Source organism: Caulobacter sp. ALps2 (genome assembly GCF_058681635.1).
The window spans coordinates 4,745,802-4,769,139 of sequence record NZ_CM178743.1; the positions used below are offsets into that span (position 1 = coordinate 4,745,802).

The window sequence follows — 23,338 nt, forward strand, 5'->3', positions numbered from 1 at the left end:
ATTGATACGCAGCTTCGCCTGCTTCGACCAGAACGACCCGAACCGTCTTGTCCATATACCGCATCGCGCACCTCTCCGACCCCCACCTGCCGCCGCCGCCGGGCGCGTTCGGATGGAAGGACGTCTTCACCAAGCGCCTGCTCAGCCGCATCGCCTGGCGCCGGAAGCGCAAGATCCACCGGCCCGATGTGCTGTCGGAGCTGGTCGCCGACGTGAAGGCCGCGACGCCCGATCATGTGGTGATCAGCGGCGATCTCACCAACTTTGCTTCGCGTACGGAGATCGCGGCGGCTCGCACATGGCTGGAATCTCTGGGAAACTCGGCCGACTTCACCGTCAGTCCGGGCAATCACGACGCCCTGGCCGGCCCGGACGAGGTCGAGCGGTTCGGGGCGTGGAGGCCGTGGCTGGGGGATGCGGGCGAGACGGGCTTCCCGCAGGTGCGGCTGCGTGGCCCGGTCGCGATCTTCAATCTCTGCTCGGCTGTCCGCACCGCCCCGCACCTGGCCACCGGCCGTCTGGGCGAGGCGCAGCTGCGACGCCTGGACGCCCTGCTGGCCGATTCCGCCTATGCTGGCCTCTTCCGCCTGGTGGTGCTGCACCACCCGCCGCAGAAGGGCGCGGTGGCCAAGCGCAAGGCGCTGGAGGACCAGGAGGAGCTACGGGCGATCCTGGCCCGGCACGGGGCCGATCTCGTCCTGCACGGCCACGCCCATGAGTCGCTGATCGGCTCGGTGCCCGGCCCGAACGGCGCGGCCATTCCTGTGCTGGGCGTGCCTTCCGCCTCGGCTCAGCCCACGGGCCATTCGCCGGCCCGCTGGCACGCCATCGAGATCGAGGAGCGCCGCGAAGGCGGCCGCCACGTCCGCATCGTGGCGCGCGGCGTCACGCTTGGGCGCGAAGGCCTGGCCGAGCTTGGCCGCTACAGCCTGGCCGACATCAGCGGCTAGACGGGTAGCGGACCTTGACGCGGATGGTCGTCTCGCCGACCGGCTTGACGCCAAAGCGCACCGCGTCGAACGACGGCGAGGCGAACCTGGTCGGGGCGTCGTTCGAGAAGCCGTAGCCTTCGGTCGGCATGCCGCCCGGACTACGGCTCAGGTCTCCGTTGCCATCGGCGTCGTGATAGACCGCCACCGCATAGGCGTCCTCGGGCGAGGGCAGGAAGAAGCAGGCCTGGCTCATCGGCGCCGAGGTCTTGATCTTGGCGCGCGCCACCTTGCCACGCGCGGTCATGAAGCGGCTGGGATCGCCCGGATAGACGACGATGACCACGTCGCCGGCGTTCGAGCGCAGGGCGCCGACCTGCACGTTCAGTCGGGTGGCGGTCTTGCGGCCCACGCATTCCTTGTCGACCAGCGCGCGGGCCATGCCCTCGGCGCGCGCGGTCCCCGCCGTCGCGATCATCGCGAACATTACGCCGACGAGAACGGATCGTGCTTTCATCTAAAAGGCCGCATCCTTATTGTTGCCGGCAGGTGATATCGCCTGAAGTTCCGGCTTTCTCATGACCAATCCCACCGCCCTGGCGTTCGGCTATCCCGCTTCGAAGGTCGCGGAGACAGACCACTGGCTGATTCTGGTTCGTCCGAAGCAACCGACATTTGGGTCTTTGGTCCTGGTGTGCAAGGAAGCTGTCCAGGCCTTCTCCGACGTGAGTCCCGCCGCCTTCGCCGACCTGGGGGTCGCGGTGAGCGGGATCGAGCGCCTTCTGAAAGCCAAGATCGCCTACGAGAAGATCAATTACCTCATGCTGATGATGGTCGACAAAGACGTCCATTTCCACGTGCTTCCGCGCTACGATGGCGTTCGCGAGCACGAGGGACGGTCTTTCCCTGACGCCGGCTGGCCCGCCGCCCCCGCCCTGGGCTCGGCCGTGGCCCTGTCGGACGACGCCCTCCAGCGCCTGGCGCAAGACTTCGCGCAAGCCTGGGTCGCCGCGTGAGCGCCAACGACCTGACCAGCGGGCCCCTGCGCCTGATCGACCGCTACTTGCTGCGCCTGCTGTTCTGGCCCCTGGTGGGTTGCCTGAGCGTCACGGTCATCGCCCTCCTGCTGGAGCGCGTTCTGCGCCTGCTGGACGTGCTGTCCCAGAGCAGCGCCCGCTTCGGCTACGTCACCCAGCTCGCCGCCAATCTGGTGCCGCACTATCTGGGCCTGGCCCTGCCGGTCGCGTTCTTCGTGGCGCTGTTCATCGTCATCACCAAGCTGTCGGACGGCTCGGAGATCGACGCCTTGTTGGCCAGCGGCCAGTCGCTGGAGCGCATCGCCGCGCCGTTCCTGGCCGTGGCCGTGTTCCTCAGCGTCTTCAGCGTCGGCGTATTCGGCTACATGCAGCCCTATAGCCGCTACGCCTATCGCGCCGTCATGCACGCGGCGATCAACGCAGGCTGGAACGGACGGCTCGCAGGTGGGGCCTTCATCGACGACAAGGGCTCGCTGCTCACCGCCGACAGCGCCGACCTGGCCGGCCAGAGCCTTACGCGGGTGTTCATCCGCCGCCTCGACGCGCGCGGCCAGGAAGAGATCATCACCGCCGCCTCCGCCGACCTGAAGATGGACGCCGGCGGCAAGACCATCACCATGGACCTGAAGGACGGTCGCCGGATCGCCCGCGACACCAATGGCCAGTACCGTAACCTGGCCTTCGACAGCCTCACGACCCAGACGCCGCTGGCGGCCGCCGCCGTGCTGCTGCGCGACCGGGGCAGCGACGAGCGCGAGCTGACCCTGGGCGAGCTGTACCGGCAGGCCCATTCGCCGAACCCCGTGGTCTCCGAGGCCAATCTGCTCAGCGAATTCTACGGCCGCTGGGCGCGGGCCATCTTCCTGCCGTTTCTGCCGCTGTTGGCGTTCCCGTTGGGTCTGGCTTCGAAGCGCGGCAACCGCGCGCCGGGCCTGGTCATGGCGGGCCTGCTGCTTCTGGCCTTCCAGCACTCGCTGCTGATGGGCCAGGGCCTGGCCAAGGCGGGCAAGCTCGCGCCGTTCCCGGCCATCTGGGTGCCGTTCACCGTATTCGCGGCCCTGGCGGTCTGGCTGTTCGTCGGGAGCCGCACGCGACCGGGCGACACCCCGGTCTCGCGCACCGTCCGCCGCATCAACAAGTTGGTCGCGCGCATCGTCCGCGCCCTGCCCCTGCCGAAGAAGCGACAAGCCGCATGAGACTGCAGCTCTACGTCCTGCGGACCGTCTCCACCCATATTCTCGGCGCGGCCATGATCCTGATGGCCATCCTGCAGGTGCTGGACCTGCTGGACGTGACGCCCGACATCCTCGACCGAGGCCTCGGCATGGCCGGCGTGGCCTACTACGCCTTCATGCGCCTGCCGCGCCTGTACGAGCAGGTCGCCCCAATCTCGGTGCTGGCCGGCGGCCTGTTCGCCTTCTCAGGGTTGGCCCGCGAAAGCGCCGTCGTCGCCATGCGCGCCACCGGTGTCTCGGGCTATCGCATCGTCGGCATGGCCATCCCCGCCGCCGTGGTGGTGATGCTGCTGGACGTCCTGTGCGGCCAGTACCTGGCTCCGCGCGCCGATCCGGCCCTGGCCGACTGGTGGAAGAACACGACCCCCGTCGCCGAACGCAAGGTCGCCGCGCCGCGCACCTTCCGGGCCGGCGCCGACCTGGTCATCGGGGCCAGCGCCTCCGCCAACGGTCGCGAGATCACCAACGTCACCATCTTCCGCCGCGACGCCAAGGGCATCTTGATGGAAAAGGTCGAGGCTCCGAAGGCTCGCTACAACCACGACGCCTGGATCCTGGACCAGCCCAAGACCACCCGTTTCACCGGCGACCTGGCCCAGACCTCGACGGCCGCCTCGACGACCTGGCCCAGCAGGCTGAGGCCACGGGACGTCCAGGGCCTGTTCGGCGACGACGCCGCGCCCACCGCCGCCTCGGCCCAGCGCGCCCTGCAAAACGGTGCCTCGGACCGGCCGGAGAGTTTCTACGCCACCCACCTGCAGGCGGCCTTCGCCGGCCCGTTCGTATCGCTGGTCATGCTGCTGCTCAGCGCGCCCGTGGCCCTGGCCAACTTCCGCAGCGGCCAGGGGGCGGTGCTGCTGACCTCCGGCCTCGCCGCCGGTCTCATCTTCCTCGTGGCCAACGGCATGCTGACCGCTCTGGGCGAGTCCGGCTCCCTGTCCCCGATCCTGGCCGTCTGGGCCGCGCCCGCGATCTTCGGCGCCCTGGCCGTCCGCACCTTCTTGGCCCTGGAGGGGTGATGCCTTTCGACTCCGCGAACGCCGACCTGCACGTCATTCCCGTCTCGACCCCGGCCGAGCTGAAGCGCTTCATCGCCCTGCCCGCCCTCCTGAACGCCGCGGATCCGAACTGGATCACGCCGCTGTTCATGGAGCGCACCGAGGCCCTGACGCCCAAAACCAATCCGTTCTTCGCCCATGCCGAGGTCCAGCTGTTCCTGGCCACGCGCGGCGGCCGTGACGTCGGCCGGATCAGCGCCCAGATCGACCGGCTGACCCCGCAGCCGACGCCCGGCCGCCTGGACGGCCACTTCGGCATGATCGCCGCCGAGGACGACGCGGCGGTGTTCCAGGTGCTGTTCCGCGCCGCCGAGGACTGGCTGCGCGCGCGCGGCCGCACCCACGTGGTCGGCCCGTTCAACCTGTCGATCAACGAAGAGGTCGGCCTGCTGGTCCACGGCTTCGACACCCCGCCGATGATCCTGATGGGCCACGACCCGGCCTATGCCGGTAAGCGCGTCGAGGAACAGGGCTACGCCAAGGCGCAGGATGTCTTCGCCTATCGCGCCGACGAGACCGGCGACATCCCCGAGATCGCCCAGCGCCGCGTCAAGCGCGGCCTGCCCTCGGGCGTTGTCCTCCGCCAGCTGGACATGAAGCGCTACGACGCGGAGGTCCAGACGCTGACGGACATCCTCAACGACGCCTGGTCGGACAACTGGGGCTTCACCCCCACCACCGAGGCCGAGACCCACCAGCTGGGCAAGGCGCTCAAGCAAGTGATCGACAAGCGCCTGATCTGGTTCGCCGAGATCGACGGCGAGGCGGCCGGCGTCGTGGTCTTCCTGCCCAACGTCAACGAGGCCATCGCCGACCTGAAGGGCAAGCTCTTGCCATTCGGCTGGGCCAAGCTGCTGTGGCGGCTGAAGGTCAAGGGCGTGAAATCGGCCCGCATCCCGCTGATGGGCGTGAAGAAGAAGTTCCAGACCACCCAGCGCGGCCGCATGCTGCCGTTCTGGATGATGAAGGCCAGCCGCGATATGGCGATGAGCCTGGGCTATAATCGATACGAGATCTCGTGGGTGCTGGAGGCCAACAAGGCCATGTGCCACATCGCCGAGAATGTCGGCGGCACGCACTACAAGACCTATCGCATCTACGAGAAGCCGCTGTGAACGTGGAAGGAGGGATCCCCTTCAAGGCGCTGATCCTGGCCGGCTCGCGTGGCGGCGAGGTCGATCCGGCCGCCGCCTATGCCGGGGTCACGCACAAGGGGCTGATCACCCTGCAAGGCAGCACCCTGCTTAGCCGCGTGCTGAGCGCCGTCGAGGGCGCCAAGGCCGAGACCATCGGCGTCGCGACCAATGACGAGGCGATCAAGGCCGCCCTCGCCGGCGCGAAGGTCGTGGTCCTGCCGACCGCCGCGGGTCCCAGCCAAAGCGTCGAGAACGCCGCGCGAGAACTGGGTTTCCCGCTGCTGGTCACCACCGTCGACCACGCGCTGCTCAAGCCCGAATGGATCATGCGGTTCCTGGCCGACACACCCGACTGGGCCGATGTCGCCGTGCTGCTGGCGCCCGAAGCGCGCGTCCAGGCCGCCGCGCCCCAGACCAAGCGCACCTATCTGCGCTTCCAGGACGGCCGCTATTCGGGCTGCAACCTCTTCCTCTTGCGCAACGAGAACGCCCTGAACGTCGTCCACGTCTGGCGCAAGGTCGAAGCGCTGCGCAAGCAGCCCTGGAAGATCGCCGCCATGCTGGGGCCGTCGTTCCTGCTGCGCTACCTGCTGAACTGGCTGACGCTGGACGAGGCCGTGCTGAAGCTGGGCAAACTGGCCAACGTCAAGGCCGCCGCCGTGCGCGCGCACGACGGCCTGGCGGCGGTCGATGTCGACAAGCCGTCCGACCTGGATCTGGTGCGGGAGCTGGTGGGCGAGGTCTGAGCAGTGAAACCTCGCCCTTCGACTAGCTCAGGGTGAGGCTTCTAGTGAACCGCCGCGGAAAGCAGTCCTCATCCCGAGCTTGTCGAAGGACGAGGACGGCCCTCAAACCGCTACGGTTTCCTTGGCCGCCCACCGCGCCGTCAGCGCCCGGTTGTGGACCAGGTCTTCCGGGAAATCCATCTCGGCCCAGTCCAGGCCCTGGATCGAGCGCACGCGGACCACGTCGTGGGCCTGGGCGATCTCGTTGATGACGCTGAGGTACCAGCGCTTCAGGCCTTCCGGCCGGCGCATGATCCCTTCCAGCGTCTCGATGAACAGGGCCGAGCCTTCCTCGTTGAAGCGGAGAAAGCCGATGGACTCCGCGTCGTACTGGGTGATCGTCTTGCCGATGGCGCGCAGGGCGTCGCCGTCGGTCAGCACCTTCATGTCGTCGCTGTCGTAGACGCCGTCGTCCTTGCGGTCGACCGTCACGGTGATCGGCGCGTCCGGGGCGCTGATCAAGCGCTCGGCGATGCCCGGCTCGAACAGGGTGTCGCCGTTGAGGATCATGAACGGTGCGCCGCGCATCTCCTCGCGCGCCAGCCAGCAGGTCGCGAGGTTGTCGGTCACGCTGTAGAATGGGTTGTAGAGCGTGCGGACCGTCATGCCCGGCAGGTTCAGGCGCGCGACCTCGGCCTCGACCAGGTCGGCGCGAAAGCCGGTGACCACGACAGCCTCGGCCACGCCCGCCTGATGCAGGTGCCGCAGCTGCCACTCCAGCACGGTCTTACCAGCCAGTTCGACCAGGCACTTGGGACGGTCGTCGGTCAGCGGCGACAGACGCTTGCCCTGGCCGGCGCTGAGAATGAGGGTCTTGACCGGCTGCATGACGTTTCGAAATCTCGCTGGATCGGGCTTGAATTCGCCCGCTTAGGAATCGTTGGACCGCGACCCTGGCGGCCGCGAGCGCATAACTGAGCACGAACCCGCCTTACGGCAAGGGCGCTCGGCCCGCCAAGAACCTGTCATGACGTCGCGGCGCAACCCCTGCCCGCGCTTTTTCACAAACCGCGTCCAACAGGTGACGGTGCGCCCCTGTTCCACCGTCCGCGCCTTGCCGCGCCCCATGGTTCAGCTTGGGTTCAGCTTGACCTGAAGATTGTCCGTCCGACGACGGAGGCGCCCCTTCCGGAAACTGAACCATTCCACCATATGCCCATTGTCATACGGAGGATTGGGCGGGGGCCTCGGAGCGTAGATTACGGAGGCGTTGTGCGGTTCGCGCAGAGATTCATTCGTCAGCCCGCTGAGGAAAAACCGGCCCAAGGCCTGCGATTGGCCCTCTTCTCCGGCAACTACAACTACACGCGAGACGGCTCCAACCAGGCCTTGAACCGCCTGGCCGCCTACATGATCGGCCAGGGCGCGGAGGTCCGCGTCTACTCGCCGACCACCGACACGCCAGCCTTCGAACCGGCCGGCGAACTGGTCTCGGCCCCGTCGGTGGCGATCCCTGGTCGCGGTGAGTATCGCCTGGCCCTGGGTTTGAACCGCGCCCTGCGCGCCGACCTGGCCGAGTTCAAGCCGACCGCTGTCCACCTCTCGGCCCCTGACCTGCTGGGCTCGCAAGCCGGCAAGTGGGCCCGCCGGCAAGGCCTGCCGCTGGTCGCCAGCCTGCACACGCGCTTCGAGACCTATCTTTCGTACTATGGCCTCGACTGGTTGCGCCCCAGCGCCGAGCGCTATCTGGACCGCTTCTATCGCGGCTGCGACCGCGTGCTGGCCCCCAATGCGCCCATCGCCGACCTGCTGCGGGAACACGGCCTTAGTGGCGAGGGCTTGGGCGAACGCGTCCAGATCTGGGGCCGAGGCGTCGACCGCGACCGTTTCTCCCCCGCTCGCCGCGACGCTGACTGGCGTCGGGCGCGAGGCGTCGCCGACAATGAGATCGTCGTCGCGTTCCTCGGCCGCCTGGTCATGGAGAAAGGCCTGGACGTGCTGGCTGAGACCATGGTCCACCTGCGTGGCCAGCCAATCCGTCCGCTGATCATCGGCGACGGCCCCGCCCGGAACTTCCTGGAGGAACGTCTGCCCGAAGCGATCTTCACCGGCCACCTGGATGGCGAGGCCTTGGGCCGCGCGGTGTCCAGCGCCGACATCCTGTTCAATCCCAGCCTGACCGAGGCCTTCGGCAACGCCACGCTCGAGGGCATGGCGGCGGGCCTGGCCGTGCTGTGCCCGCGCGCGCCCAGCACCAGCGCCTTGGTCATCCATGGCCAGGACGGCGTGTTGACGCCGCGCGCGGACGCCGAGGCCTACGCCGCCGCGATCCTGGCCCTGGTCAACGAGCCGATGCGCCGCCTGCGCCTGGGCCGCGCGGCCCGGGTCTCCAGCGCCCGCTACGACTGGAACGCCATCTGCGCCTCGGTGCTGGACGTCTATCGCGATCTGGGCGCCGCCCCGACTCTTGGCGCGCGCTCGGCGGCATGACGCTAGAGACAGCCAAGAAACCTTCCCCCCTGAGAGGCTGGCTGCTGACCATCGGCGTCGGGCTGCTGGCGATCATGCTGGCCACACATGGCGCGGGCGCGGTGCGCGAGCTGGTGGCCCAGGTCGGCTGGCAGGCGGTGCTGGTCATCGCCGTCCACCTGCCCGTCACCTTCCTCGCCACCGTGAGCTGGCAGGTGCTGCTGCCACCCGATCGCCGTCCACCCCTGTCGTTCCTGTTCCGCGTCCGCTTCATCAAGGAAGCGGTCAACGCCCTCTTGCCCGTCGCCCAGGTCGGCGGCGACGTCGTGAGGGCCAAGCTGTCGGCGCGCAACGGCCTCACCCTGGCCGAGGCCACCGCCAGCTGCATCGTTGACGTCCTGGCCGGCACGGTGGGCCTGGTCATGTTCGTCCTGACCAGCCTGATCGTCGCCATGGTCACCCTGCACGATCCGCGCCTGGCCCAGGCGGGCCTGGCCCTGGTCGGCATCGTCGCGGCTATCGTCGCCTCAGCATACGTCGCCCACAAGGCGGGGGTCAGCCGGAGCCTGGGCCAATTTTCCCAACGTTGGACCACTCTCGCCGGCAGGGTCGGCGAACTGGGCGAGGCCTTCCGCGTGATGGGCCGTCAGCGCAACAACCTGTTCGCCTCCTGGGCCTGGCACCTGGCCGCCTGGATCGCCGGGGCGTTCGAGACCTACGTCGCCATGTGGGCCTTGGGCCTGAACCCCACCCTTCTCCAAGCCCTGATCGTGGAGGGCCTGGCCCAGACGGCCAAGATCGTCGGCTTCGCCATCCCCGGCGCCCTGGGCGTGCAGGAAGGCGGCTACCTGTTGCTGGGCGGCGCCTTGGGCCTGACGCCCGACCAGGCTCTGGCCCTGTCGCTGCTGCGCCGCCTGCGTGAGCTGGTGCTGGGCGGCATCGGCCTCGTCATGTGGCGGACGACCCGGCCGGAGGTCGCCACGCCGGCTCAAGCGCCAGCCCAGGTCTAAATCCCACATTACGGTATATTGTCCTGCATTTTGGCATTGAACCCCATCCCCGGTGGCGTTACCAAAGCGCTTGGACTCTGCACGCGATAGGGAGGCGGCATGATCCTGGATCGGCGCACGCTGCTGGCTGGCCTCGTTCTCGCGCCGAGCGCCGCGCTCGCCAGGGAGGACGTCCCCGTGTGGGCCTTCGATTTCGCCACGACATCCATCGGGGCTTATGATCCCGCCATCGGCCATGGCTTCGAGCCGGGCCCCGGCCGCCTGTTCTCGGTGCGCGTGCCCGAGGGCGACTACCGCGTCATTCTGGAGCTGGGTGGCGACAAGGCCAGCGAGACGACCGTGAAGGCGGAGTCCCGACGGCTGATGCTGGAGACCGTCCGCGTCGCCGCCCGCAAGACCGAGACCCGGACCATCGTCGTCAACGTCCGCCGGCCTGAGCTGACCCCGCCGCCGGTCAACGCGCCGGGCGGCAAGCGCGTGGCGCTGAATGCTCGCGAGGACGGCAGCTACGACTGGGACGACAAGCTGACCCTGGAGTTCCGCGGCCCCACCGCCGCCGTGCGCCGGCTGAAGATCGAAGCCGTCACCGTGCCGACCGTCTATCTGGCCGGGGACTCCACCGTCACCGACCAGCGCTTCGAGCCCGCCGCCGGCTGGGGTCAGATGCTGCCGCGATTCTTCAAGCCGGACCTGTCGGTCTCGAACCAGGCCGAGTCCGGCGAGACGCTCAAGGCTTTCCTGGTCGAGCGGCGCTTCGACAAGATCCTCAGCAAGATCAAGCGCGGCGACTGGCTGCTGATCCAGTTTGGCCACAACGACCAGAAGCTCCAGTGGCCCCAGACCTATGTCGAGGCCGCCACCACCTATCGCGACTATCTGCGGGCCTATGTCGGCGAGGCGCGGCTGCGCGGCGCGACACCGGTGCTGGTCACCTCGATGCATCGGCGCAAGTTCGACGAAGCCGGCAAGATCGTGAACACCCACGGCGACTATCCGCGGGCGGTGCGCGAGACGGCTCAGGCGCTGGGCGTGCCGCTGATCGACCTGCACACGATGAGCGCGGCCTTCTACGAGGCGCTCGGTCCCGACAACGCCTGGAAGGCCTTCAACGACGGCGGCAAGGACGCCACCCACCACAACAACTACGGCGCGTATCAGCTGGCGCGCTGCGTGGTCGAGGGCATCCGGGCCAATGTGCCCGACCTCGCCGTCCACCTCGTCGCGGACCTGCCGCCGTTCGATCCGGCCAGGCCCCCCTCGCCCGAGACCTTCGCAGTGCCCGCCAGCGCCGCGTCCAGCCAGGAAATCCCCCGTGGGAACTAGAGTGGAAACCGACCGCCGCGCCCTGCTGAGTCTCGCCGCCGGCCTGATGGCGGCCCCGGCCCTGGCGCGCGCCGCTGATAGCGCCGTCGAGACCGTCGACCTGTGGCCCGGCGCGGCGCCCGGCGGCGAAAAGGTCACCGTCACCGAAAGCGTGATCCCGCGCACGCCCGGCGGCGATCCGAACGACACCGCCTTCCTGAACGTGACCAAGCCCTGGCTGACCATGCGCCGCCCGGCCAAGCCGAACGGCGCGGCGGTGCTGATGATCCCCGGCGGCGGCTATGTGCGCGTGGCCGTAGGCAAGAACGGCGGATCGATCGACGCCTGGTTGGCCAGCCTGGGGATCACCGCCTTCGTCATGGACTACCGCCTGCCCGCCGACGGCTGGGCGGCAGGCCCCGACGTCGCCCTGCAGGACGCTCAGCGGGCCATGCGCCTGATCCGCGCCCGCGCGCCTTCCCTAGGCGTCGATCCAGCCAAGGTGGCGGCGATCGGTTTCTCGGCCGGCGGCCACGTCGCCGCGCGCCTGGCCACCCAGTTCGCCCGCGAGACCTACGCACCGGTCGACGAGGCCGACAAATTGTCGACCCGGCCGTTCGCGGCCGGTCTGTTCTATCCCGTGATCACCGGAACGGCTCCCTACGCCCACGGGCAATCGCTGAAACAGCTTCTGGGCGCGAACCCGACGGACGCCCAACGCCAGGCGATCTCGGTCGAGCTGAACACGCCGGCCGACACGCCGCCGGTGTTCATCGCCGCGGCGGCGGACGACAAGACCGTGCCGGTCGAGAACAGCATGCTGATGTGGCAGGCCCTGCGCGCCAAGAAGGTCCCGGTCGAGATGCACCTGCAGGAGGTCGGCGGTCACGGCTTCGGGCTCAAGGATCGCAGCGGCCAGGTCGCTCCGGTCGCGCTGGCCCTGGACGCCTTCTTCAAGCGCCACGGCCTCTACGCGTGAAACTGGCCACCGACACGATCAACGCCGCCATCGTCCACGCCCACGCGCGCGGCGGCGGCGAGGTCGTGCTGCCGGCCGGTCGCCACCTGTCGTTCTCGATCCGCCTGCTCAGCGGCGTGACCCTGAGGCTGGAGGACGGCTGTGTGCTGGAAGCCGCCGATCCGGCCCTGCACGGCGGAACCTACGACGCCGCCGAGCCCAATCCGCACGACCTGTGGCAGGACTTCGGTCACTCCCACTGGCGCAACAGCCTGATCTGGGGCGAGGACGTCGAGGCCGTCGCCATACTGGGTCCCGGCCGCATCGACGGCGCCGGCCTGACCCGCGAAGGCCCCGGCTCACGCTGGACGAAGCAGGCCGGCGAGTTTCCGCTCAGCATGGCCGGCCTGTCGGCCGAGGCGATGGCCGAGCTGTCGCCGCGGGTCGAGGCCATGGCGGGCCTTGGCAACAAGGCCATCGCCCTCAAGCGCGCCAAGCGGGCCCGGATCGAGGGGCTGACGATCTTCCAGGGCGGACATTTCGCGGTGCTGGCGACGGGTTGCGAGGACTTGGTGCTGCGCGATCTGATCGTCGACACCAACCGCGACGGCCTGGACATCGACGCCTGCCGGCGCGTGCTGGTCAGCGGCTGCCGGGTGAACACGCCCAATGACGACGCCATCGTGCTGAAAAGTTCCCTGGCCCTGGGCGAGCTGATCCCGACCGAGCAGGTGACCATCGAGCACTGCGAGGTCAGCGGCTTCGATCTCGGCACGATGCTGGACGGAACCTTCGGCCGGACCCAGCGGGTCTCGCCCGACCAGGACCGCGTCACCGGCCGCATCAAGCTGGGCACGGAGTCCAACGGCGGCTTCAAGGACGTGACCATCCGCGACTGCCGCTTCGTCCGCTCGCGGGGTCTGGCGCTGGAGGTCGTGGACGGCGGGACGATGGAGAACATCATCTGCGAACGCCTGCGCCTGCAGGAGGTGACCACCGCCCCGATCTTCCTGCGCGTCGGCGACCGCCGGCGAGGGCCAGAGGGAACGCCGTTGGGGGCGATGCGCGATATCGTGCTGCGCGACATCGAGGCCTTCGACGTCCTGCCAGACTACGCCGCCACGATCGCGGGCCTGCCGGACTCGCCGATCGAGGGCGTGACCCTATCGAATATCCGGCTGTCTTATCGTGGTGGTGGCACGGCGGCCTGGGCCGAGCGGCGACCAGGCGACCTGCCGCAGGCCTATCCCGAGCCCAGCATGTTCGGCCCTTCCCCGGTCCACGGCCTGTGGGCCCGGCATGTCGACGGCCTCAAGATCGACAACCTGACCATCGAGACCACGACGCCGGACGCCCGTCCCGAGCGCCTGTTCGAGAACGTCCGCGAGGTCGACGCATGATCCTGGACCGCCGCACGCTGATCGCGGGCCTCGCCGCCACGCCGTTCGCGGGCCAGGGCAAGCGGCTCCATGCCGACGACTTCCGCGACCTGAAGCGCTGGACGATCGAGGCCGAGAAGCCGGCGACCGTGACGGCCAAGGACGGGGTGCTCGACATCGTCGCCCCGGCCGGCTTCACCGCCTGGTTCAGGCCGGAACTGGTCGGCCCGATGGCCATCACCTACCAGGCCCAGGCGGTCTCGGCCGGCGGACCGTTCGACCGGGTCAGCGACCTCAACTGTTTCTGGATGGCGCGTGAAGCCGACGGCGGCTCGCCGCTGGACCACCCGCGCTCGGGCGCCTTCGCCGACTACGACACCCTGGAGACCTACTATGTCGGCCAGGGCGGCAATACGAACACCAGCACCCGCTTCCGGCGTTATGTCGGCCGCGCCGGCGACCGGCCGATGCTGCCGCGGCACGACCACTCCGCCGCCGATGAGCTCCTGACGCCCAACCACTGGACGACCGTGCGGCTGATAGCCGACGGTCAGCGCATCGAATACTGGAGCGACGGCCGGCGGCTGTTCGAGCACCGGGATCCGCGGCCCTACACCCGCGGCTGGTTCGGTCTGCGGACCACGCAGAGCCATCTGCGGGTCCGCGGCTTCGAAGTGTTCCGCCTACTCCCAGCCGGCCGGTAGGCTCTCCGGCGCGGCGTCGCCGACCAGGGCCAAGAGCTCGAACAGATTCAGCGCCCATTGCGCCGACTGGTTGGTCGAGACGCCTTCCATCTCGTCGATCGGGTTCAGCACCGCCGTCCCGGCCACGCGGGTGATCGACGCGGGGCTGTTCTCCTGGCCCGTCTTGGTCTTGGCCAGGAACTCGGTCCAGGCCCGCTTGGCCAACACCGGGTCGTTCAGCTTCTTGGCCGCCCAGGCCGTCAGGCGCGCGTGCCAGACGGGATAGGCGAAGTAGCGGTCGACGGCCGCGGGACCCAAAGCAGCCTGCCGCTCGGCCAGCGGCGCGTTGTAGTAGGCGCAGAAGCGGGTCCAGGCCTTGTCCCAGGCTGGATCGTCGATCAGCCCGTCCAGCTCGAACACCAGCTCGGCCCCGCCCATGATCGTCACCAGGTGGTAGCTGCTCTGGAACGCCGTGCCGGGGTCGTAAAGAGTGGCCGTCGCCGGGTCGTAGCCGAACGGCGGACCGGTGAACATGCCGTGGGACGAGGCCGCGATGGCGTCCAGGCCCTTGACGATCTTGTCGCGCCACCTGGTGTCCCCGGTCCGCTCCCAGGCGACCAGCCAGTTGCTGGCGAAGGCGAACCAGTCCGGACCCGAGCGGGCCTGGGTGGGATACTTCGTCTTGGCGGCGACCTTGCGCACCGGGTTCACGGCCAGCAGGGCATGGTCGCCGTCGTACAGGTCGGCCATCAGGTCGCCGGTTCGCTCGTCGGCGGTCAGATAGTAGTAATGGCGGCGCAGCAGCGACTGGCTGATCCGCGCCTCCTTGGCCCCGTCGCCCCAGTGGCTGACATTGTGGCGCGAGCCCAGGCCCTTGAACGGACCCAGATGATGGACGTCGACCTCGCCGGTGTGGCGGGTCATGGCCTCGGCCATGCGGAAGATGTCGGCGCGCCCGGTGCGCATGAAGGCCGTCCACAGCCACAGGTCCGGAACCAGCTCGCTGTTGGCCCAGGCATACCCGCCAACGTCGTAGCGCCAGACGTGCCGATCCTGGTCGTAGGTGTGCATCACGTCGCCGTGGTCCCAGAACCCGTACCAGCGACGCTGCTCGATCTCGTGCTGATAGAAGCCCAGCAGGCGCTCGTGCGCGGCTTCCAGCTTGGCCTTCACGGGGGTGGAGCGGTCGACCGGCGTCCAGACGCCACCGAAGGCGCCACAGCGCTGATAATAGGCCGGAGCGGCGACCGGCAGCGGCGGCTCGGACGTCGTCCTCGCCATGGCCGACAGCGCCTCGCGCGTCGGCGTGGCGGCGACAGGCCACAGGAAGACCTGGTTGGTGCGGGCGATCCCCAGCGGCGTGCTGTGGCCTTCCTCGACATCCTCGTACTGGATCTCCAGGCCGTGGGCGCGGTCGCTATAGTGGCGCAGGTCCATGGCGCCGGCCTGGGGCGACCACAGCCACAGGGTCACGGTCGCCGCGTCGGTTGTCGCCCCGTCGATTTCCAGGGCGGTGGGATGCCTTTGCCAGAAGTGGCGCAGGCCGAAGGCGACCCCGCCCGAGACGCCGCCGACATAGCCGACGCCCGGCGCGCGGCCCCCACGGTCGGCGCGCAGCCAGCTGCTCTTGGTGTTGGTCCGCTTGTCGATCGTGAAGGCGTCGGCGTCGCCCTGGAACAGGCGGTAGCCGTTCCAGGCGGGCACGGTCAGCAGTTGGTCGCGGGTCTTGGCGTCCATGGCCGCGAGGTCCGGGACGCGCTCGCCGCGCAGCTGATCCTGGAACTTGCCGGCCAGGGCGAACTTGGTCGGTTGCCAGCCGGGGATGTTGCGGACGGCCTCGCCCCACATCCCCTCGCCTTCGCCGGCGAAGCGGACATGACGGTTCTGAAGTTCGTCGGTCAGCGGGACGTCGAAGCGGATCCCCAGTCCGGCGATGAAGTCCTTGTTCCCGTCGCCGTCGAACACGAAGCCGTGGGTCAGGGTCAGCCGACCGTCGGCGTCGACGGCGACCCGCAGGGTGAATGGCAGCCAGTCACGACCCGCGCCGCGATGGCGGCCCTCGAAGCGAACCACCGCCCGCACCGGGCCGCGCTGCTCGACCGCGACCGCGTCGATCGCGCCGTCGAAGACTTGGGTCTCGCGCGGCGACAGGTCGCCAGGCGGGGTGGTCTGGTTCAGGGCGACGAGCCGGCCGCCACGCAGGGTCTCGCGGCCGGCCAGGCTGACGCTCTCGATCAGGGTCGAACCTGTCCGCGCGAACCGGCAGACGAGGTCGCCCGCGGCCACCTCGATCCGCTCGGCCGCCTCGCGCACCTGGACAGGCTTGGACGGCGTCATTGGTTTGCCAGGCTTGACCTGGAAGCCCTTGGCCGCCGCTCCGGCCAACGCGTGACCTGTCCATTTCAGCGAGCCGTCGGGCCAATAGGCCAGCGGCCAGGTCTGCAAAGGCAGGGCCTGGCCGTCGGCGTCGATCGCCGTCAGGGTCGTCTTGGGCTTGACCGCCCCGCGCGGCCAGGGCGCGCCCCAGACCGCCGCGCCAGGCGCGGACGGCGGGGCGTCACCCAGCCAGTGCAGGTCGGCCGAAGCCGACGCGGGCTTGGCGGCCCGCGCGGCTTCAGGGGCGACGGCCGTGAGCGCCAGGCTCGACATCAGCACGCCGCGACGCGTCGCTCCCTTGGTCACGCTTACGCTCCTGGAACTAGAACTTCAGGCCCATGCCGACGAAGAAGCGACGACCGAAGTAGCCGAGCTCGGTCAGGCGAATGTCACCGGCCGTCGAGCGCTCTTCTTCCTTGGTCAGGTTCTTGCCTTCGACGAAGAAGGACAGACCTTGCAGGTTGAACAGCTGCTTCGGCTTCCAGGTGACCTTGCCGTCCAGATAGCCGGTCGGATCGCGGAACACGGGCTGACCCGAGGTGTCCGCGGCCGAGACCAGGTACTTAGAGCGGTAGTTGTAAGCCAGGCGGGCGTTGATCGGGCCCTTGTCGTACCAGACCGTGAGGTTGGCGCTATCCGAGGACAAGCCTGGGAACGGCAGCGGCGAGCCGTCCAGCTGCGAGAACAGCTCGACGTCCTTGGCCTTCTGGTAGGTGTAGTTGGCATCGACGCCGAAGCCCGAGAAGATGCCCGGCAGGAAGGTGAAAGCCGTCTTGGCCGTGATTTCCACGCCCTGGACCTTGGCGCCGTCGCCGTTGATGTAGGTGTTGTAGTTGTAGAGCACGCCGTCGCCATAGACATCACGCTTGCCGATCAGGGTGCGGCTGGAGACGTAGAACGACTTGATGTCCTTCTTGAACAGGCCGACCGACACCTGGGTGTCCTTGTTCGGATAGTACTCGAACGACAGGTCATACTGGTTGGCGCGATAGGGCTTCAGCTCCGGGTTGCCGGCGGTGCAGCTCGGTTCATCGAACTCGCCGTTTGCGTCGGGCGAATTGTCGGTGGTGCAAGTCACCGTCGGCATCAGGAAGTCCATCCGCGGACGCGCCATCAGCTGGGCGAAGCCGGCGCGCGCCGTCAGCTTGTTCGGGATGACCCACAGGCCCGCGTTGAAGCTGGGCAGCCACACCGTGTACGACTTCTTCATGCTCGCGAGCGAGTTGCCAATCGTATAGGTGGTGGCGGAGCCCCCGTTGGTCGCCGCATAGGTCTGCTGGCGGGTGGAAACGCCGCTGCCGGTCGTCTCGGTGTGGACCCGGCGCCAGCCGAAGTTGCCTTCGACGTCATAGTTGCCCAGCGGGAACTCGTAGTCGAACTTGATGTACTGGGCGTCGGTCTTTTCCGCGATGTAGTACGGGAACTGGCCGTAGGCCTTGCCGTCGCTGCCGGTCGTCTGCTCGAGGTTGTTCAGGTTGAAGTGCGAGGTGTCGAGCTGGGCCGCCACCGTGCTGAAGTCGGGATACTTCCAGGTCGACGGGATGCCGCCGCCGCCGAAGTAGAAGTCACTGGGCAGGTTCGTCATCGCCGACGCGAAGATCGAGTTCGAGAAGGCCCGCGACCAGGTCTCCGTCGTCGCCCAGTAGCCCGTGGTCGAGGCCGCCGAGGCGTTGAGCGGGTTGGTCTGGTCGATCGTCTGGCTGGCCAGGATCGTCGCCGTCGAATTCACCGCGTTCGAGTAGATGACGGTGTCGTCGGTGGTCGAATACGGGTTGGCGCCCGGGTTCAGGATGAAGCCGCCGTAGCCGTAGCCCTTGGTCGAGAAGTCGGTCATGCGACCGCCGAACTCGACCTTCGGGATGAACGGCAGACGCGTGTCGTAATCGAAGTCGATCTTGTATTGCTCTTCCTTCGAACCGGAGTTCGACGGACGGTATTGGATCTGCCACTGGCGGATCGCCGAGCCGTCCGCCGGGCTGTAGCCGGTGGCGAAGGTGAAGGCCGGATTGCCGGTCGATGGATCCAGGGCCACCGTCATGCCGGGCGTGTCGAAGCTCACGCTGACATTGTTGGTCTCCGACACGGTGCTGGTGTCGGCCTTCGAACCCAGGAGTTCCACCTGCAGCCGGTCGCCGCGATAGTTGGCGCCGAAGCTGTAGTAGTTGCTCGTGCTTTCGTAGGCGAAGTCGCGGGCGCTGACGCCGAAGCCATTGAAGCCGCCGGCGCCCGACGTGGTCAGACAGTTGCCCAGGGTGTAGGCGGTGACGTTGTGGTTGGCGTCGACCTTCACCGAGCCAGCGGTCGTGTCGGTTCCCGAGCAGGCCGTGGCCGAGGCGGCGTTGCGCAGACGGGTGGCCGAGGTGAAGTCGGTGCCGTAGTTGATGTCGTTCAGGCGCTGCTTACGCTCGTTGCGGTTGTAGCTGACCCAGGCGTCGATCTTGTCGGTGAACCGGTACTGGGCCGTGAACTCGGCCGAAATGCGCTCGTCATTTCGGGTCCACACGCCATAGCGTGCGACCCGGGGCGCGTAGTCGTACCATTGCGAAAGGCAGGCGTTGCGCAGGTTGGTGGTTGAGATCTGCGTCGCGTCCGGCGTGGTCAGGGTATTGCAGCTCGCCTCACTGGCGACACCGCGCGCCAAGGCGTTGATCTGCTCGTTATAGGCGGTGCTGTAGTAGTCGACCGTCTTGCTGGCCGAGTCGTCGAAGTCAGCGAAGCGCCCCCAGGACGAGTTGCGGACGTAGTCGCCGCGCGTGTCGACATTGTCGTAGGTGACGTTGGCCATCAGGCCCAGGCGGCCGTCGAACAGGCGGGTCGCGGCGAACAGGTTGCCACGCGGCTTCCAGGTGTCGGCGGTGTCAAGGTTCTGGGCCGACGCCGTGAGCGACAGCGTCGGCTTTTTAAAGTCGAGAGGCTTGCGGGTCTTGACCGAGACCGTGCCACCGACGCCGCCTTCGGTCATGTCGGCGGTGAAGCCCTTGAAGACGTCGATCGACTGGACCAGCTCGGAGGCCAGTTCCCGAAAGTCGTTCGAGCGACCGCCGCCGCCATAGACCTGCAGGTTGCCGGCGGTCGACAACGTGCTCATGCCGTTGATCTCGACGCGGTTCAGGTCGGGTTCGACGCCACGGATCGACACCGCGTTGCCTTCGCCAAAATCGCGGGCCAGCTGGACGCCAGTGATGCGGCCGAGGGCCTCGCCGACGTTCTTGTCGGGAAACTGGCTGATGTCTTCGGCGACGATCGAGTCGGAGATGGTCCCGGCGCGCTTCTTGCGATTCATGGCCGATTGCAGGCTGGCGCGCGTGCCGACGACGATCTCATCGACGACGGTGGCTTCGTTCGCGCCCTGACCCGTCGCGCCCTGGCCAGTCGGCGCTTGCCGCGCCCAGGCCTGGTCGGCGATCATGAGCCCGGCGCCAAGCGCTAGCCAGGAAACCGTAGCGGCGGCCGCGTGGCGGCGAACCTTCGAAAATTGCACGGGTAGTCCCTCCCTTATCAGTTGGCCTGGCGCGCATTCCCTGGACGCGCCGGACGCCTGACGCGAGCCGGACGCCCGAAGGCGGACCCGACACACACGGCGCATTTTTAATACAAATACTGTAGTTTCATATGTTGAGATGTCAACGCAATTTATGGGAAGACACGACTAAGCTTTCGTGGTGTAACCCTCAGCGATCCTGGGAGCGCTCCGCGTGAGCGCGCACGATAGAAACCTTCGGGATCGCGCAAGGCTTTGAGGGAGGCGCGGCGCTCATGACGACCCCAGAACACAGGCGACTCGCGACAACTGTCTGCATGGTCGCGCTGCTGGCGACGGGAGCGGCCCGCGCGGCGCCCCGTTGGATGGAATCACTGGATCGCGGCGTGGTCGCCGTCCCCGCCAAGGACGGCGGGGTGCTGGTCAGCTGGCGTCTCCTGGGCGACGAACCGGCGGGCGTGGCCTTCAACCTCTACAAGGACGGCGAGAGGCTGAACGCCAAGCCGCTGAGCGGGGCGACGGACTTCGTCGACAAGACCGCCGGCGCGGGCGCCTACACCGTCCGCCGTGTCGCCAAGGGTAAGGAAGACGCGGCCAGCGCCGCCGCCCAGGTCTGGACCGACGGCTACCTCTCGATCCCGCTGGATCCGCCGCCGGCCGGCGTGACGCACACGGGCGAGGCCTATTCCTACACCGCCAACGACGCCAGCGTCGGCGACCTGGACGGCGACGGTCGTTACGAGATCATCCTGAAGTGGGATCCGACCAACTCGAAGGACAACGCCTTCGGCGGCTATACCGGCGACGTCTATCTCGACGCCTACACCCTGGAGGGCAAGCGCCTGTGGCGCATCGACCTGGGCCGCAACATCCGGGCCGGGGCGCACTACACCCAGTTCCAGGTCTTCGACTATGACGGCGACGGCAAGGCCGAACTGGCCGTGCGCACCAGCGACGGGACGATCGACGGGACCGGCAAGGTGCTGGGCGACGCCAATGCCGACTGGCGCGAGAGCGGCGGCGAGCGGCCCCAGGCCGACCGCACCGGCGCCTTCGTCCAGCCGGACGGGACCAAGGTCGCCAAGGTCCAAGGCCGCATCCTCAAGGGCCCCGAATATCTGACCGTCTTCGAGGGCGCGACCGGCAAGGCGCTGGCCAGCGCCCGCTATACGCCGCAACGTGATCCGCGCACCGACGCGCCGACCGTCGAGCAGATGACGCAGGTCTGGGGCGACGGCTACGCAAACCGTTCCGACCGCTTCCTGGCCGGCACGGCCTATCTGGACGGCCAGCGGCCCAGCATCATCATGGCCCGCGGCTACTACGGTCGCAGCACGCTCTCGGCCTGGGACTTCCGGGACGGCAAGCTGACGGAGCGTTGGTTGTTCGACAGCGCCGCGCCCGGCAACGAGGCCTTCGGCGGCCAGGGCAACCACCAGCTCAGCGTCGCCGATGTCGACGGCGATGGCCGCGACGAGATCGTCTACGGCGCGATGACCGTCGACGACAACGGCAAGGGCCTATGGAGCGCCCGCCTCTTCCACGGCGATGCGATGCACGTCGGCGACCTGGACCCGACCCATCCTGGCCTAGAGAAGTTCGGCGTCCACGAGAGCCCGAAGATGAACGGCGGCATCGGCGCGGCCATGCTGGACGCCAAGACCGGCAAGGTCCTGTGGAGCACGCCGACCGACAGGGACACCGGCCGGGGCCTCGCCGCCGACATCGACCCGCGCTTCCCCGGCGACGAGGCCTGGGGCACGAACGCGGAGGCGCTCTACACCGCCCAGGGCAAGGCCATCGAAGGCGCCAAGCACCCGCGCCAGACTAACTTCGCGATCTGGTGGGACGGCGATCCCCTGCGCGAGCTTCTGGACAAGAACCAGATCAGCAAGTGGGATTGGAAGACCGGCCAGGCCGTACCGCTGCTGACCGCCGAGGGCATGACCTCGAACAATGGCACCAAGGCCACCCCGACCCTGTCGGCCGACATCCTGGGCGACTGGCGCGAGGAGGTGATCTGGCGGGCCGAGGATAACAGATCCCTGCGGATCTACGCCACGCCCTACCCCACTGACCGCCGGCTGGTGACGCTGATGCACGATCCCCAGTATCGCGTCTCGATCGCCTGGCAGAATACCGCCTACAACCAGCCGCCCCACACCAGCTTCCACCTGGGCGAAGGCATGAAACAGCCCAAGCCCGCGGCCATCGTTACCCGGAAAGCGTCCCAATGAAGTCGTTTCTCATCGGCGGCATGGCCGCCCTTCTCGTGGCCGGCGCCGCGAACGCCCAGGACGTCATGACCATGGCCAAGCCCGGCGCGCCCGAGCCGCCGTTGGAGTGGGTGGACAAGGCCACGGGCCACCGCATCGTCCGCCTGTCGCGCGAGCCTGGCAGCTCCAGCCTGTACTTCAACTACAATGGCTACACGCCCAAGGGCGACCGGCTGATCTTCGCGACGCCGACCGGCATCGTCGCCATGGACCTGAAGACCCGCGCCCTGACGAAGATCGTCGAGGGCAAGGTCCGGCTGCTGTATGTCGGTCGCAAGACCGGGGCGGTCTATTACGAGAAGGCCCTGACCGACAATCCCGGCGGCCCCAAGGCCGTCATGGCGGTCGATCCCTACACCAAGGCGGTCCGCGAGGTCGCCAAGATGGATCGCGGGTCCTTGCAGACCATCAACGCCGACGAGACCCTGCTGGCCGGCGTGGTGGTGCGCAACGACGTGCCGATCCCGCCGAACATGATGGACGCCCTGCCCAAGAACCCCGACGACGTGAAGAGCGCCGACGGCAAGGAGCTGTCCTATGCCGAGGGCCGCGAGGTGCAGCTGAACGCCCGCCTGGACAGCCGCATCCCGATGGAGATCTTCACGATCAACACGGTGACCGGCGAGCGCAAGATCGTCCACCAGGCCACCGACTGGCTGAACCACCTGCAGTTCTCGCCGACCGATCCGGGCCTCCTGATGTTCTGCCACGAGGGTCCCTGGCACAAGGTCGACCGCCTGTGGCTGATCCGAACGGACAAGGCTGGCGACCAGCCGGTCAAGATCCACACCCGCACGATGAACATGGAGATCGCGGGCCACGAGTGGTTCAGCGCCGACGGCAAGACCGTCTGGTACGACCTGCAGACCCCGCGCGGCGAGGACTTCTGGGTGGCCGGCTACGACGTCGCCACCGGCAAGCGCAACTGGATGCACGTCCAACGCAACGACTGGTCGGTGCACTTCAACAGCTCGTCGGACGGCAAGCTGTTCGCTGGCGACGGCGGCGACAGCGAGATGGTCGCCCACGCGCCGGACGGGAAGTGGATCGTGCTGCTGAAGCCCCGCACGGTGCCGGACGTGGCCGGCATCCACGCCCCGGGGGCCGAGCACCTGATCGCGCCGGGCGTGCTGGATTCAGAGCGCCTCGTCGACATGCGGGGGCATGACTATCGGCTGGAGCCCAACGTCAACTTCACCCCGGACAACAAGTGGCTGGTGTTCAGGTCGAACATGCACGGCCAGAGCCAAGTGTACGCGGTGGAGGTGGCGAAGGCGCAGTAGC

18 protein-coding genes are annotated in these 23,338 nt (G+C 68.1%); 14 read left to right on the forward strand and 4 right to left on the reverse strand.

The genetic code is table 11. The features are described 5' to 3' along the window. Positions 1-47: 47 nt before the first annotated feature. Positions 48-950: a metallophosphoesterase family protein gene (locus ACW173_RS22310; protein WP_492082218.1), complete on the forward strand. Its 903-nt coding sequence runs from the start codon at positions 48-50 to the stop codon at positions 948-950. Here the strand turns inward: ACW173_RS22310 and ACW173_RS22315 are convergent. Further along, the gene (locus ACW173_RS22315) at positions 940-1,446 is read right to left on the reverse strand and encodes a DUF2141 domain-containing protein (protein ID WP_492082219.1); all 507 of its coding nucleotides are present in this window, start codon (positions 1,444-1,446) and stop codon (positions 940-942) included. The genes ACW173_RS22310 and ACW173_RS22315 overlap by 11 nt on opposite strands. 61 nt (positions 1,447-1,507) lie before the next feature. Between ACW173_RS22315 and ACW173_RS22320 the strand changes: the two genes are divergently transcribed. From ACW173_RS22320 to ACW173_RS22340, 5 genes are read left to right on the forward strand one after another with little or no spacing between them, the layout of a single operon-like run. Next, a complete protein-coding gene (locus ACW173_RS22320) occupies positions 1,508-1,945 on the forward strand; it encodes an HIT family protein (protein WP_492082220.1) in 438 nt (145 codons plus the stop codon). Next, positions 1,942-3,162, forward strand: coding sequence for an LptF/LptG family permease (locus ACW173_RS22325; RefSeq protein ID WP_492082222.1), 1,221 nt, complete (start codon positions 1,942-1,944; stop codon positions 3,160-3,162). Before ACW173_RS22320 ends, ACW173_RS22325 begins: the two co-directional genes overlap by 4 nt. Next, positions 3,159-4,220, forward strand: a complete 1,062-nt coding sequence (locus ACW173_RS22330) for an LptF/LptG family permease (RefSeq protein ID WP_492082224.1) — start codon at positions 3,159-3,161, stop codon at positions 4,218-4,220. The genes ACW173_RS22325 and ACW173_RS22330 overlap by 4 nt, the downstream gene beginning before the upstream one ends. Next, positions 4,220-5,374 (forward strand): ceramide synthase, encoded by a 1,155-nt coding sequence (gene bcerS / locus ACW173_RS22335; protein ID WP_492082225.1) that lies wholly within the window; start codon positions 4,220-4,222, stop codon positions 5,372-5,374. Before ACW173_RS22330 ends, bcerS begins: the two co-directional genes overlap by 1 nt. Beyond that, positions 5,278-6,141, forward strand: a complete 864-nt coding sequence (locus tag ACW173_RS22340; RefSeq protein ID WP_492082227.1) for a nucleotidyltransferase family protein — start codon at positions 5,278-5,280, stop codon at positions 6,139-6,141. The genes bcerS and ACW173_RS22340 overlap by 97 nt, the downstream gene beginning before the upstream one ends. Before the next feature lie 102 nt (positions 6,142-6,243). Here the strand turns inward: ACW173_RS22340 and ACW173_RS22345 are convergent, their stop codons facing one another. Next, complete coding sequence (locus ACW173_RS22345) at positions 6,244-7,008, reverse strand: phosphocholine cytidylyltransferase family protein (protein WP_492082228.1); 765 nt, start codon at positions 7,006-7,008, stop codon at positions 6,244-6,246. 447 nt (positions 7,009-7,455) lie between these two features. On the opposite strand from ACW173_RS22345, the gene ACW173_RS22350 reads away from it, so the two are divergent. The 6 genes from ACW173_RS22350 to ACW173_RS22375 all read left to right on the forward strand — a co-directional run bounded on the left by ACW173_RS22350 (position 7,456) and on the right by ACW173_RS22375 (position 13,942). Beyond that, positions 7,456-8,610, forward strand: coding sequence for a glycosyltransferase family 4 protein (locus ACW173_RS22350; RefSeq protein WP_492082229.1), 1,155 nt, complete (start codon positions 7,456-7,458; stop codon positions 8,608-8,610). Next, positions 8,607-9,599 (forward strand): flippase-like domain-containing protein, encoded by a 993-nt coding sequence (locus ACW173_RS22355; RefSeq protein WP_492082231.1) that lies wholly within the window; start codon positions 8,607-8,609, stop codon positions 9,597-9,599. The genes ACW173_RS22350 and ACW173_RS22355 overlap by 4 nt, the downstream gene beginning before the upstream one ends. Before the next feature lie 99 nt (positions 9,600-9,698). Beyond that, a complete protein-coding gene (locus ACW173_RS22360; RefSeq protein ID WP_492082232.1) occupies positions 9,699-10,922 on the forward strand; it encodes a rhamnogalacturonan acetylesterase in 1,224 nt (407 codons plus the stop codon). Between the two features lies 1 nt (position 10,923). After that, the gene (locus ACW173_RS22365) at positions 10,924-11,880 is read left to right on the forward strand and encodes an alpha/beta hydrolase (RefSeq protein WP_492082234.1); all 957 of its coding nucleotides are present in this window, start codon (positions 10,924-10,926) and stop codon (positions 11,878-11,880) included. Continuing rightward, a complete protein-coding gene (locus tag ACW173_RS22370; protein WP_492082236.1) occupies positions 11,877-13,259 on the forward strand; it encodes a rhamnogalacturonidase in 1,383 nt (460 codons plus the stop codon). Before ACW173_RS22365 ends, ACW173_RS22370 begins: the two co-directional genes overlap by 4 nt. After that, a complete protein-coding gene (locus ACW173_RS22375; protein ID WP_492082238.1) occupies positions 13,256-13,942 on the forward strand; it encodes a DUF6250 domain-containing protein in 687 nt (228 codons plus the stop codon). The genes ACW173_RS22370 and ACW173_RS22375 overlap by 4 nt, the downstream gene beginning before the upstream one ends. On the opposite strand, the gene ACW173_RS22380 is transcribed toward ACW173_RS22375, so the two are convergent. After that, positions 13,922-16,603, reverse strand: a complete 2,682-nt coding sequence (locus tag ACW173_RS22380) for an exo-rhamnogalacturonan lyase family protein (RefSeq protein WP_492082239.1) — start codon at positions 16,601-16,603, stop codon at positions 13,922-13,924. The two genes, ACW173_RS22375 and ACW173_RS22380, sit on opposite strands and share 21 nt — an antisense overlap. A gap of 16 nt (positions 16,604-16,619) precedes the next feature. After that, the gene (locus ACW173_RS22385) at positions 16,620-19,778 is read right to left on the reverse strand and encodes a TonB-dependent receptor (RefSeq protein WP_492082240.1); all 3,159 of its coding nucleotides are present in this window, start codon (positions 19,776-19,778) and stop codon (positions 16,620-16,622) included. Positions 19,779-20,053: 275 nt separating this feature from the next. Here ACW173_RS22385 and ACW173_RS22390 point away from each other — a divergent pair, with 275 nt between their 5' ends. Both ACW173_RS22390 and ACW173_RS22395 read left to right on the forward strand, forming a co-directional pair. Then, positions 20,054-22,015, forward strand: a complete 1,962-nt coding sequence (locus ACW173_RS22390; RefSeq protein WP_492082241.1) for a rhamnogalacturonan lyase — start codon at positions 20,054-20,056, stop codon at positions 22,013-22,015. After that, positions 22,012-23,337 (forward strand): oligogalacturonate lyase family protein, encoded by a 1,326-nt coding sequence (locus ACW173_RS22395; protein WP_492082242.1) that lies wholly within the window; start codon positions 22,012-22,014, stop codon positions 23,335-23,337. The genes ACW173_RS22390 and ACW173_RS22395 overlap by 4 nt, the downstream gene beginning before the upstream one ends. The last annotated feature ends 1 nt before the right edge of the window (position 23,338 follow it).

Coding starts and splice junctions, on each gene's coding strand:
- ACW173_RS22320 (WP_492082220.1), top strand. CDS start 1,508: ATGACCAATCCCACCGCCCTGGCGTTCGGCTATCCCGCTTCGAAGGTC.
- ACW173_RS22355 (WP_492082231.1), top strand. CDS start 8,607: ATGACGCTAGAGACAGCCAAGAAACCTTCCCCCCTGAGAGGCTGGCTG.
- ACW173_RS22390 (WP_492082241.1), top strand. CDS start 20,054: ATGACGACCCCAGAACACAGGCGACTCGCGACAACTGTCTGCATGGTC.
- ACW173_RS22315 (WP_492082219.1), bottom strand. CDS start 1,446: ATGAAAGCACGATCCGTTCTCGTCGGCGTAATGTTCGCGATGATCGCG.
- ACW173_RS22395 (WP_492082242.1), top strand. CDS start 22,012: ATGAAGTCGTTTCTCATCGGCGGCATGGCCGCCCTTCTCGTGGCCGGC.
- ACW173_RS22375 (WP_492082238.1), top strand. CDS start 13,256: ATGATCCTGGACCGCCGCACGCTGATCGCGGGCCTCGCCGCCACGCCG.
- ACW173_RS22330 (WP_492082224.1), top strand. CDS start 3,159: ATGAGACTGCAGCTCTACGTCCTGCGGACCGTCTCCACCCATATTCTC.
- ACW173_RS22345 (WP_492082228.1), bottom strand. CDS start 7,008: ATGCAGCCGGTCAAGACCCTCATTCTCAGCGCCGGCCAGGGCAAGCGT.
- ACW173_RS22360 (WP_492082232.1), top strand. CDS start 9,699: ATGATCCTGGATCGGCGCACGCTGCTGGCTGGCCTCGTTCTCGCGCCG.
- bcerS (WP_492082225.1), top strand. CDS start 4,220: ATGCCTTTCGACTCCGCGAACGCCGACCTGCACGTCATTCCCGTCTCG.